General features: G+C 42.3%; 10 protein-coding genes. 5 read left to right on the plus strand and 5 right to left on the minus strand.

The annotated features are described in order from the left end of the window. The first annotated feature begins 41 nt into the window (after positions 1-41). The 4 genes from fbaA to J4N23_RS10970 all read left to right on the plus strand — a co-directional run bounded on the left by fbaA (position 42) and on the right by J4N23_RS10970 (position 3,989). Positions 42-1,121, plus strand: coding sequence for a class II fructose-bisphosphate aldolase (gene fbaA, locus J4N23_RS10955; RefSeq protein ID WP_207427245.1), 1,080 nt, complete (start codon positions 42-44; stop codon positions 1,119-1,121). A gap of 143 nt (positions 1,122-1,264) precedes the next feature. Continuing rightward, positions 1,265-2,230, plus strand: coding sequence for a hypothetical protein (locus J4N23_RS10960; protein ID WP_242689192.1), 966 nt, complete (start codon positions 1,265-1,267; stop codon positions 2,228-2,230). Beyond that, positions 2,208-3,542, plus strand: coding sequence for a flippase (locus J4N23_RS10965; RefSeq protein ID WP_207427247.1), 1,335 nt, complete (start codon positions 2,208-2,210; stop codon positions 3,540-3,542). Before J4N23_RS10960 ends, J4N23_RS10965 begins: the two co-directional genes overlap by 23 nt. A 15-nt stretch (positions 3,543-3,557) precedes the next feature. Beyond that, positions 3,558-3,989 (plus strand): GNAT family N-acetyltransferase, encoded by a 432-nt coding sequence (locus J4N23_RS10970; protein ID WP_207427249.1) that lies wholly within the window; start codon positions 3,558-3,560, stop codon positions 3,987-3,989. 79 nt (positions 3,990-4,068) lie between these two features. On the opposite strand, the gene J4N23_RS10975 is transcribed toward J4N23_RS10970, so the two are convergent. The 4 genes from J4N23_RS10975 to J4N23_RS10990 form a co-directional block, all read right to left on the minus strand. After that, positions 4,069-5,373, minus strand: coding sequence for an NAD(P)/FAD-dependent oxidoreductase (locus tag J4N23_RS10975; RefSeq protein WP_207427251.1), 1,305 nt, complete (start codon positions 5,371-5,373; stop codon positions 4,069-4,071). A 142-nt stretch (positions 5,374-5,515) separates the two neighbouring features. After that, the gene (gene secDF / locus J4N23_RS10980; protein WP_207427253.1) at positions 5,516-8,506 is read right to left on the minus strand and encodes a protein translocase subunit SecDF; all 2,991 of its coding nucleotides are present in this window, start codon (positions 8,504-8,506) and stop codon (positions 5,516-5,518) included. Positions 8,507-8,630: 124 nt separating this feature from the next. Continuing rightward, entirely contained in the window at positions 8,631-9,143 is a 513-nt protein-coding gene (locus tag J4N23_RS10985) for a dihydrofolate reductase (protein WP_207427254.1), read from the minus strand. A gap of 51 nt (positions 9,144-9,194) precedes the next feature. Beyond that, positions 9,195-9,989 (minus strand): thymidylate synthase, encoded by a 795-nt coding sequence (locus tag J4N23_RS10990; RefSeq protein ID WP_207427255.1) that lies wholly within the window; start codon positions 9,987-9,989, stop codon positions 9,195-9,197. A gap of 96 nt (positions 9,990-10,085) precedes the next feature. On the opposite strand from J4N23_RS10990, the gene ispE reads away from it, so the two are divergent. Continuing rightward, entirely contained in the window at positions 10,086-10,892 is an 807-nt protein-coding gene (gene ispE / locus J4N23_RS10995) for a 4-(cytidine 5'-diphospho)-2-C-methyl-D-erythritol kinase (RefSeq protein WP_207427256.1), read from the plus strand. A 135-nt stretch (positions 10,893-11,027) separates the two neighbouring features. Here ispE and J4N23_RS11000 read toward each other — a convergent pair whose 3' ends face one another. Continuing rightward, positions 11,028-11,321 carry a hypothetical protein gene (locus J4N23_RS11000; protein ID WP_207427257.1) on the minus strand — a complete coding sequence of 98 codons (294 nt, stop codon included), beginning with the start codon at positions 11,319-11,321 and terminating at the stop codon, positions 11,028-11,030. Positions 11,322-11,324 lie beyond the last annotated feature (3 nt).

The raw sequence follows: 11,324 nt of genomic DNA on the forward strand, positions 1-11,324 counted from the left end.
AAATTTATAATTTCGGGTTTTTCTAACGGAAAATATTATATATGAACTTAAAAAATTACAAAGGAGTTTTATACGGAGACGCTGTTCAGGAATTATTTGAACAAGCGAAGAAACATCAGTTTGCGCTACCTGCCGTAAACGTTATCGGTACGAATTCGATAAACGCTGTTATGGAGACTGCCAAGGCTGTAAATTCACCTGTAATTGTGCAATTATCTAACGGAGGAGCACAGTTTTATGCAGGAAAGTCTCTAAATAATGAGAAACTTGAGGCTTGTATTTTAGGAGCTGTATCTGCTGCTCGCCACGTTCACTTACTTGCTGAACATTACGGTGTGGCAGTAATACTTCATACCGACCATGCGGCCAAGAAGCTTCTGCCCTGGATTGACGGCATGCTTTCTCATGGAGAGCGCTTTCATCAGCAAACCGGCAAACCCCTGTTTTCTTCACACATGCTTGATCTTTCTGAAGAGCCGATTGAAGAGAACCTGGAGATTAGTAAGAAATACCTTGAGCGGATGAAGCCGTTGGGGATGACCATCGAAATTGAGTTGGGAGTAACCGGAGGGGAAGAAGATGGCGTAGATAATTCTGATGTAGACAGCTCAAAATTATATACACAGCCAGAGGAAGTAGCTTATGCTTACAAAGAATTAAGCTCTGTTAGTCACAGATTTACAGTTGCAGCAGCATTCGGAAACGTGCATGGCGTGTACAAACCTGGTAATGTTAAATTACAGCCAGTAATTCTGAAAAACTCTCAGGATTACATTAAAAAAGAACTTGGTTTAGAGGCAGAAAAGCCGATCAACTTTGTCTTCCACGGTGGTTCCGGATCATCTCAGGAAGAAATCAGAGAAGCCATTTCCTACGGAGCAATTAAGATGAATATTGACACAGATATGCAGTGGGCATTCTGGGAAGGTATTAAGGATTATTACCAATCCAAAGAGGGGTACCTTCAAAGTCAGATTGGTAACCCTGAAGGTGAAGATTCTCCAAATAAAAAATACTATGATCCCCGCGTATGGCTACGGAAAGGGGAGGAGCGTTTTGTTCAACGATTGAAACAAGCATTTGAAGATCTAAACTGCCTCGATGTAAATTCAAAACTTTAAACTTATAGATTTAAATTTCGTAAACCCATTGACATATGTCTTTGGGTTTTTTTTGTACATTTAGTTTTTGATTCGTACTCCTTTTTAAGTTAATATATTCTCTTGGTGAGTTTCTTAGTATGTTGAGGTCTCTTATTTTTAAATTGCTCAGCCTTATTGTACACGTACGGCACAGGAAATTCGATCGCGGTTTACGGTATTTCTGCCGGGATACCTATTACTGTCGGCTTATCCAGCTCAAATATATATTTCGCGATTATGTTTTAAGAAATAAGTATAAGGAGATCACTTATGAGGGCGAGTTTGCTGCTGAGTTGATTTTTGTTCTTCCCTTTGCTTACTGGCACCATAAAAACGGAACGCTTAAGAAGACCACCTCTTCCAAATATACTCGTGAATTGTATTTTTTCTCGCCCGACCATGAGGAGAAGTTTGAGACGAGGACCCACGAGGGCAACTATAATTATGAGATCCCCAGGGTATTATATAGTCATGATTACAACATAAGTAAGTGGGCTCAGGTACCCTATAAAGAGTATTATCAAAACGATGTTTACGTTTTTGAAAAGCCAACTCTTATCATTGGTAACCGATATAATAGTGAGTGGGGAGGCCCTCCAATAAGCTATTATGATATCCCTATGCTGGATTATATCATCAATAACTTAAAAAACGATTATACCATCTTGTATAACCGCCCCCGGCCTCAGCACATTACTGTTGATAACAGCGCAATTTATAACCTAAACGATTATGAGTGGCTTCAGGAGACTCATCCTGAGGTAATTCTGATGGAAGATCTTTATTTGGAGAATAAGGGCAATGCTAAAAACTACAATCATTTCCAATTGATGGTTTACGCTAATTGTCAGCATTTTCTGTCCACTCATGGAGGGTCGTCAGCCCTAGCGAGTTGCTTTGGAGGGGTGAATATAATCCTCTCGAAAAAGGGGCCAGAGGCTACGTTCGAATGTTTTACGAAGCTATACCCAAAGCTGTCTAACGTGAGGAACTTTCATGCGAAGACAGACGATGAGGTGAAAGAGTACCTAAACAAATATTTTATAAAATCACAAAGCATTCAAGGTGAAGAACAAATACTGGCTTAAATCAGGCTTTTTTTCGTTTCTACAACAGTTTCTTGTAGTTCTACTCGGTTTCGGGACTTTTTATATCCTTGTTAGGATACTGGATAAAAATGAATTCGGAGCATGGTCTCTTTTTATTGCCGTTACTGCTTTTTTGGAAGCAGCGAGAAATGGACTGGTTCAAAATGCATTGGTAAAGTTCCTTGCTTCTCACCAGGAAGAGAAAAAGGACATCATTACAGCTTCTTTCGCAATTACGGGTGTCCTTACATTGATCTGCATTCTTTTAAACTTCGGATTCGCTAATTACCTGAGTCTGCTCTGGAAAACGCCTCAGTTATTACCAATGTTCTATTGGTATAATATCATTTTTGTTTTTTCGGGATTGATCACGCAGTTTCAGTGTATTCAACAGGCAAACTTTCGCTTCGATGGACTTTTCTATACATCCATTGCCCGGCAGTTAATACTCTTTGGCTACGTACTGTCTTCTGCCATCTTTGGTTTTTCTATTTCTCTTATAGCCCTGGTATTTGTGCAGATTGTTTCGTCACTTGTTGGAGCTATCATTGCTTACTTCTTTACCCGGCAATACTTCGCGCTAGGCTGGAAGGTAAATTTTGAATGGGTTTCCCGGCTGTTTCATTACGGCAAGTACGTGCTTGGTACGGCTTTAAGTTCTATCCTATTCAATAGTATTGACCAGTTTATGCTTGGAACTTATCTTTCTACCGCTGCGGCAGGAACCTATAATATCGCAATAAGAATCACTAATCTGGTAGAAATCCCGACAACTTCAGTTTCGAACATTGTATTTCCGCAAAGCGCAAGAAGAGTAGAAAACGAGGGACTTGAGGCGGTAAAGCATCTTTATGAAAAGTCAGTGGCGGTAATCCTCGCAATACTTATTCCCGGACTAATTTTTTGCTTTCTATTTTCAGGACTCATAGTAGACCTTGTAGCGGGTGAAAAGTATGAGGATACAATTCCTCTCCTGCGTGTTACGCTTATTTATTGCTTATTCATACCCTATGGACGCCAGTTCGGAACGTTATTGGATTCGATAGGCAAGACGAAACTGACGTTTAGTATCGTAGTTCTGTCAGCCCTGATAAATATTGCATCTAACTATGTCTTCATACATCAATATGGTGTAATGGGAGCAGCCTACGGGACTCTTTTTGCTAACATTATCGGCTTTATCATCGGTCAAATTATCCTTAAACGCGAGTTGAACGTAGAGTTTTTGAATACTATCATCTACGCCAAAGACTTCTATGTAGAAATGTTTTCAAAATATCTTAAACCAGCTATGGTTCGCGTGCGTTCCTAGGAACAGGTTATTCTGATGATTAAAGTAACTAAAGTAGAAGATCCGCTCATCTTGGAAACCGTTTTTGCCATCCGGCGGGAAGTTTTTGTAGTTGAACAGAATTGCCCTCCAGAATTGGAGTGGGAGTTTGAAGATGAGTCCACTCATTTTCTTGCCACGGTTGATGATTCTCCTGCAGGAGCAGCAAGGTGGAGGAGAACAGACAAAGGTTTTAAGTTAGAAAGATTTGCTGTTTTGAAACCATTTAGGGGGAAGGGTGTAGGCCAGGCGTTGGTTAAAGCGGTTCTAGGCGACCTTCCTCGGAGTGCGGATTATATTTATCTCAATGCACAGGTTCAAGCGATGGGAATGTATGCTAAGCTAGGTTTTGTGGCGGAGGGAGAGCAGTTTGAAGAGGCAGGTATTCAACATTATAAAATGGTATTTAAAGTTAGTTCTTCATTATGAAGAATCGACAAAGCTTTTGGTAGCAGGAGAGAACATTCATCCTCTCCTTAACTGATCCGCATTTCTAAAGATCCGGCATTTATTTTCCCGAAGTATCTTCAGTCATTGAATTTCTGTTAAATCTTCTGATAATTAATCTCGTGCCCCTGTCGTAACTAAAATAACTCCAAATCCAATTCACAAGTACTACCAACTTATTTCTAAAGCCTACCAGGCTCATTAGGTGTACAAACATCCACACAAACCATGCGAATATGCCGTGAAAATGAATTTTGCCAATATCTACAACAGCCCTGTTTCTTCCAACGGTGGCCATCGATCCTTTATCTCGATATTTAAACGGCTCCATCTTTTCTCCATTGATCAGGCGTATAAGGTTTTTTGCCAGGTTTTTGCCTTGTTGGATAGCTGCTGGCGCAACACCTGGATGGCCGTTCGGATATTCTTCTGTCATCATTGCAGCAACGTCTCCAATGGCGAAGATGTCCTGAAATCCCACGATCCTATTAAATTCATCTACTTTTATCCGTCCTCCGCGGACGATCCGATCTTGTGGAATACCTGCCGGTACTTCTCCTTTAACCCCCGCAGACCAAAGCACGTTTTTTGTCACAATTTCCTCGCCGCTTGATAGCTTAATCACCTCTCCGTCATAGGAAGAAACCCGTACATCAGTTAATACCTGTACTCCCATCTCCTCCAGGAAGTCTTTCGCGCTCCTTCTGGACTTTGCTGACATCGGCCCTAAAAGTTCGGTAGAACCCTCAATGAGGTAGATGTTGACTTCCGACAGGTCGAGTTCCGGGTAGTCAGTCTTCAGTACATGTCGCTTCAGTTCTGATAAGGCTCCCGAAAGCTCAACCCCCGTCGGCCCGCCTCCCACTACAACGAAGTTCAGCAGGCCGGCTTTCTTTATTGGATCATGTTCTATCAACGCTTCTTCGAGGTTTTGGAGGATCATGCTCCGAAGATTTAATGACTCGGGAATCGTCTTCATAGGCATGGTGTAATGCTCTAATTCTTTTGAACCAAAAAAATTAGAGTCAGAACCAGTAGCAAGTACAAGATAGTCGTAAAAGAACTCGCCTATATTTGTTTCAATCGCTTTTCTCTCGGGATGAATAGCTGAAACCTCTGCATTTCTAAATATGAAATTTTTTTGTCCTTTAAATATTTTACGAAGTGGAAAAGCGATAGAGTCTGCTTCAAGTCCTCCTGTTGCCACTTGGTACAAGAGCGGCTGGAAAGTGTGATAGTTGTGCCGATCGAGCATAAGCACCTGTACTTCTTTTTCTCTCAGGTGTTTTGCCAATTGTATTCCTCCAAATCCGCCACCAACTATAACTACTTTCGGGAAATTTACAGCTCTATTTTTTTCTTCCATGTTCAAAATTTAGTATACTTTATATAACCTGAAACTTAATTAAATGTTGACGATATCCGTAAAGTAGCAAAGTAGGTTAAAGTTCTCTAATAAAAAAAGCCCCTGTAATGAACAAGGGCTCTACAATTAGTAATTACTGATCTTATTTTACTTCTCTGGTTACCAGAGACTCTCCTTTTTTTCTGATGAACTCCACCACGAATGGTGTCGCAACGAAAAGAGAAGAGTAAGTTCCAAAAACCACCCCGATTAACATCGCGAAAGAGAAACCTCTTAAAATCTCACCTCCAAAAATGAAGATGATAATCAGAACAGCTATTACGCAGACCCCGGTGATAACCGTACGGCTTAGCGTACTATTTAACGCGTTGTTTATAACAGTAGGCATATCCTCGTCTTTCGAATGATGCTGGTTGATGTATTCCCGAACCCGGTCAAATACAACCACCGTATCGTTAATAGAATATCCCATTACGGTTAAAATTGCGGCGATAAATGCTTGATCGATATCCAGGGAAAACGGAACAAAACCGTTTAGTAAAGAGAAGATGGACAACAGGACTAAAACGTCGTGGGCCAGTGCAACAATGGCTGAAATACCAAACTGCCATCTGCGGAAACGTACTAAAATGTACAGGAAGATGACCAGGATTGAGAAAACAACTGCCCAAACTGCAGATACCTTGATATCGTTGGCCATAGTAGGACCAACTTTTTGAGCATCTTTGATTTCGTAGTTAGGACTAATTTTCTTTAATCCCGCGTTCAACTTGTCAGACACTTGCTGTTCTGCCTGTTCGGAAGTTTCCTCGACCATGTAAGAGGTGGTGATCTTCACTTCGTTCGCCGATCCATATGTTTTTACTTCTGTAGATGCGTCTTGAAATTCTGCTGAAACAGCTTCTCTTACATCATTGGTGCTTACACTTTTATCAAACTCTACAAAATAGGAGCGGCCTCCCTGGAAATCGACACCAAGACTAAAACCTCTCGTAAACATAGAGATCAAGCCAGCAACAATGATGATTCCGGAGAACAAATAGAACTTCCTTCTGCCGGAGATGAAGTCGAACTTAGAATCTTTAAATAGATTCTGAGTAGCCTTAATTGAGAAGCTTACGGTTTTTTGTTTTGCTAAAAGCCATTCAAAAACAAGGCGAGTAATGAAAATCGCGGCAAATAGTGAGGTGACGATACCAATCATCAGGGTTGTAGCGAAACCTACTATTGGCCCGCTACCAAATATATACAGGATTACGCCTGTCAGGAAGGTGGTGATGTTTGAGTCAAGGATGGAAGACATCGCTTTGCTATAGCCTTCTGCAATAGCTAGCCTTACGCTCTTCCCTTCTGCAATTTCTTCCCTTACACGTTCATAGATAAGTACGTTCGCGTCCACTGACATACCCAGTGATAGGACGATACCTGCAATACCGGGTAATGTTAACACGGCACCTAACGAAGCTAGAACTCCCATAAGGAAGAACAAGTTCACGAGGAGTGCGATGTTAGCCACCCAACCAGCTGTATTATAGTAAAGCGCCATGAAAAGCAGGATTACCACTAAGCCAGCGACAGAGGAAATTAGCCCGCTATTGATTGATTCTAAACCTAAAGAAGGGCCTACAACATACTCACTGACTATTTTTGCTGGCGCAGGTAAACGACCTGCTTTAAGGACGTTTGCTAGGTCTTTAGTATCTTCAGCAGTGAAATTACCACTGATAGAAGAACTTCCGTTTGGAATTTCATTTTGTACCGTTGGTGCCGAGTAAACGTTGCCGTCAAGAACAATTGCTATGGATTTGTTATCCTCCCGGTTGTTGGGATCACCCGCTGCAGCTGCTGTCAGTTGTCTCCACTGACGAGCTCCTTCCGGATTCATGTACATCAACACCTCGTTATTGCCCCGCTCATCTACATCGTTTCGTGCATCTGTAATTACGTCTCCTGCAAGCGCAGCCGAATTGTTGAACCCACTAGCTTTCAGTGCATATAATTCGAATATTTTGCTTTCTTCTGTTGCTGGTTTAACTCCCCACATGAAATTCACATTTTGAGGAATTACTGATCTCACTTCAGGAGAACGAAGCAACTTGTTGACCTTTGCAGTATCTTTTAAAGCTGCGTAACCAACAACAGGTCCAGCACCAAGGGCTTGTTGACCACCTTGCCCCTGAGAAAGGTTTGGCGCTAAAATCGCAAACAAAGGATTTTGTTTTGCTTGTTCAGCCTGCGCCCCCAATGCAGAAGTGTCTTTACCAGCTGTACCTTGTTTTGCTCCCAGGTTTGCTAGTTTACCTCCAGTTGTATCTGCCTTAGCAGTTGCACCTTTAGTAGTTGTATCCGCAGTGGCTTTTTGACTTGCGGCTACTACGCTATTAATGCTTTCCAGGATAGGGAACACCTCGCGGTTATCGTAGGTTTCCCAAAACTCCAGCTGTGCTGAACCTTGCAGAAGTTTGCGTACCCGTTGTTGATCTGTAACACCAGGAAGTTCTACCAGGATGCGGTTAGTACCTTGCTGAAGCTGAATATTTGGAGAAGCAACGCCGAACTTATCAATACGTGTACGAAGGATATTGAAAGAACGATCGATAGCATCCTGAGCTTGATTGCTAAGGAACGTGGCTACATCTGCGTCGCTTGTATTAGGTTTAATAAAAGCGGCGTTTTCTTTGGTAGCGAAAATTTTCGCAAGGTTTCCGTTTCCGGCAAGCTTTTGATACTCGTCAACAAAAAGGTTGATGAAATTATCTTCCCCACGATTTAAACGGGTTTGAGCATTCTGCAACGCTGTGTTGAATGCCGGAGAAGGATTGTCGTTCGCAAGATTCTTGATTAGCTCGGTAAGCGAGATCTCCATTGTTACGTTCATCCCGCCCGCCAGGTCAAGTCCAAGAGGGATTTCGTTTTCTTTTACCTGTTGGTAGTTGAATTTTGTGAATCCCAAATTATAGACCGGCTGAGTGGCCATCGAATCGAGATATGCTCTTTCTTTAGCAGGATCACCCTTTGCATATTCCTTTGCATCTTTTTCAACCCTGTTTGCCACCCACGTAAACGACAGAGAATATAAACATCCGATCGTTAATGCTATAGCGGCGAATTTAATCAATCCTTTACCTTGCATTTTTGTTTAGTATATATATAAATCAGTTTTAATCTTAATTAAGCCCTTTTCTGATAAGACGGCAAATCTAAGTAAATTTTTAATTTATGAAATTCTTTTAGTACAGAAAATCACGTAGCCAGAATCAGGCACGCTGATAGGTTATATAAGAGTAATGAAATGGGTTCTTCTCATCTGGTTCGTGCTCTTCCACCTCTGTTTCAACCCATTCAGTAGTGGCGAGTTTTGGGAAAAAAGTATCTGCATCAAAAGTTTCATGGATCCTTGTAAGATAGACCCGATCTGTTATTTCAATCGCTTGCCTAAAAATCTCTGCTCCCCCTATAATGAAGACTTCAGCCTCTCCCTGACATGCTTTCAGTGCTTCATCCAGCGAGTCAAACACTTCGGCGCCCTCCAGCTTGAGGTCCTTTTGTCTGGAAACAACAACGTTTCTTCTATTTGGTAGTGCTCTACCCATGCTGTCGAAGGTTTTCCTACCCATGATGATCGTATGCCCGGTGGTAATACTTTTAAATCTTTTTAAGTCGGCCGGGAAGTGCACCAGTAACTGGTTGTTTTTGCCTATTCCCCACTGTTCGTCAACTACAACTACGTTGGAGATTACCGGCGAACCGTTTTGTTTAATGGAAGTCATGCTGCTGGATAATAATCTGTCTATACGAGCGGGAAGGAAATGTGTTTCTAATTAAACAGCAACTGGTGCTTTTATATGCGGATGCGGATCGTAATTCTCCAGGCTAAAATCTTCAAACTTGAAGTCGAAAATATTTTTTATGTCCGGATTCAGCTTCATCTTGGGCAGTGGTCGCGGTTCCCTGCTTAGCTGAAGCCTGGTTTGTTCCAAATGGTTATTGTACAGGTGTGCATCACCTAAGGTATGAACAAAATCTCCTGGCTTCAGGTCACATACTTGTGCAACCATCAGGGTGAGTAATGCATAAGAGGCAATGTTGAATGGAACGCCAAGGAAGATATCGGCGCTGCGCTGATATAGCTGACAACTTAGCTTCCCGTCTGCTACATAAAATTGGAAAAAGCTGTGGCAAGGTGGCAAAGCCATGTTCTCGATCTCAGCAACATTCCAAGCAGATACAATTAACCTCCTCGAGTCTGGCGTGTTTTTAATCTGATTAATCACTTGGGAGATTTGATCAATATGTCGGCCGTCGGGAGTTGGCCAGGAGCGCCACTGATATCCGTACACCGGACCCAGTTCGCCATTTTCGTCCGCCCACTCATCCCAAATGCTCACGCCGTTATCTTTAAGGTACTTGATATTTGTATCTCCCTTCAGAAACCAGATCAGTTCGTGAATGATGGATCGTAAATGTAGTTTCTTGGTGGTAACAAGTGGAAATCCGTCTTCCAGGTTAAAGCGCATCTGATATCCAAATACACTAATTGTTCCTGTCCCAGTACGGTCGTGTTTCTGAGTGCCCGTGTCGAGCACATGCTGCATCAAATCGAGATATTGTTTCATTTTATTCGCCGAGCAAAAGCTATCATCCAAACATAGGAAATAAATGTATTTTTACCGTCCTACGAATGTGAAAAAACTCCTTAAGCGATAGAACTGATGATCGTATTTCCAAATGCAAAAATAAACATAGGTTTAAATATTGTTAGCCGCAGGACTGATGGCTATCATAATCTGGAAACTGTTTTTTATCCTATTGCCATAAAAGACGCGCTTGAGGTAGTAGAAAGCGAAAGCCTTAGTTTCGAATCATCTGGTATCAATATTCCCGGACACGCTAACGAGAACCTTTGCTTAAAGGCGTTTGAAATGCTTCGCAAAGACCATAACATCCCCCTGGTTGCTATTCATTTAATGAAACACATACCTATTGGTGCTGGTTTGGGGGGAGGATCTGCAGATGCGGCTTTTTTTATTAAGCTGATGAATGAAAAGTTTGGCTTGGGATTATCGGTATATCAAATGGAAGAGTACTGTCGAGAATTAGGAGCTGATTGCGCTTTTTTTGTACGGGATGAACCCGTGTTCGCTTTCGGGAAGGGAGATCAATTTGAACAAATCAACCTCGACCTTTCGGACTATTTCCTGGTTCTGGTGATGCCACCTGTGCATGTGTCAACGGGAGAAGCCTACCGGGGCGTGAGGCAAAGTGTGCCTGCAGAAAGTTTAAAAGAGCTTATAGCACTTCCAGTTGAGGAGTGGAAAGGACGAGTTAAGAATGATTTTGAGGAGTCTGTTTTTAAGAACCATCCTTCGATACGAGGTGTCAAATCTGCTCTATATGAAGCCGGAGCAGCATATGCGTCAATGAGTGGAAGTGGGGCCTCTGTGTACGGAATCTTTAAAGAAAAAGTAGATCTGAAGGAACTGGAACGCGGGAATGCGGTTTTCTACGGTATTCAGTAGGTAGTTAATTGGAATGCTACCGTGGTAAGCTAAACCTGGGTGGAGTGGATACCGGCCCGTGACTAAGGCCTGCAGGCGTATGAACGGAACACAGGGCTGCAGGAGATCAGGGAACACCGTTGTTTTTCAAAAATCTTAACTGATATATTCCCGGTCTTCGTCGCTCAGTTTGTCGGTTCTCGGCTGGGTAATAAACTCGAGGTCGTCATGATCTTCGAAATCATCATCTCGTTTATTCTCTTTCGGACGAGACGGCCGGCCGGCCAGGAAACCCAAAACAAAACCCAGAGCGAGCATAGCGCCTAAAGCCGCAAGCTTAGGTATTCGGGCGCTTCCAAAGAGCCAGAAATCGATTTCCTCAGTGTTGTTCATTAGTATCACTGTCGCAAGCACTGAGGCGATGATAATGAAAAGACTTTTAGCACTCATAAA

Source organism: Pedobacter sp. SYSU D00535 (genome assembly GCF_017355855.1).
Lineage (GTDB): Bacteria > Bacteroidota > Bacteroidia > Sphingobacteriales > Sphingobacteriaceae > Desertivirga.

Coding starts and splice junctions, on each gene's coding strand:
- J4N23_RS10975 (WP_207427251.1), bottom strand. CDS start 5,373: ATGGAAGAAAAAAATAGAGCTGTAAATTTCCCGAAAGTAGTTATAGTT.
- J4N23_RS10985 (WP_207427254.1), bottom strand. CDS start 9,143: ATGACTTCCATTAAACAAAACGGTTCGCCGGTAATCTCCAACGTAGTT.
- J4N23_RS11000 (WP_207427257.1), bottom strand. CDS start 11,321: ATGAGTGCTAAAAGTCTTTTCATTATCATCGCCTCAGTGCTTGCGACA.
- secDF (WP_207427253.1), bottom strand. CDS start 8,506: ATGCAAGGTAAAGGATTGATTAAATTCGCCGCTATAGCATTAACGATC.
- J4N23_RS10990 (WP_207427255.1), bottom strand. CDS start 9,989: ATGAAACAATATCTCGATTTGATGCAGCATGTGCTCGACACGGGCACT.
- fbaA (WP_207427245.1), top strand. CDS start 42: ATGAACTTAAAAAATTACAAAGGAGTTTTATACGGAGACGCTGTTCAG.
- ispE (WP_207427256.1), top strand. CDS start 10,086: ATGATCGTATTTCCAAATGCAAAAATAAACATAGGTTTAAATATTGTT.
- J4N23_RS10970 (WP_207427249.1), top strand. CDS start 3,558: ATGATTAAAGTAACTAAAGTAGAAGATCCGCTCATCTTGGAAACCGTT.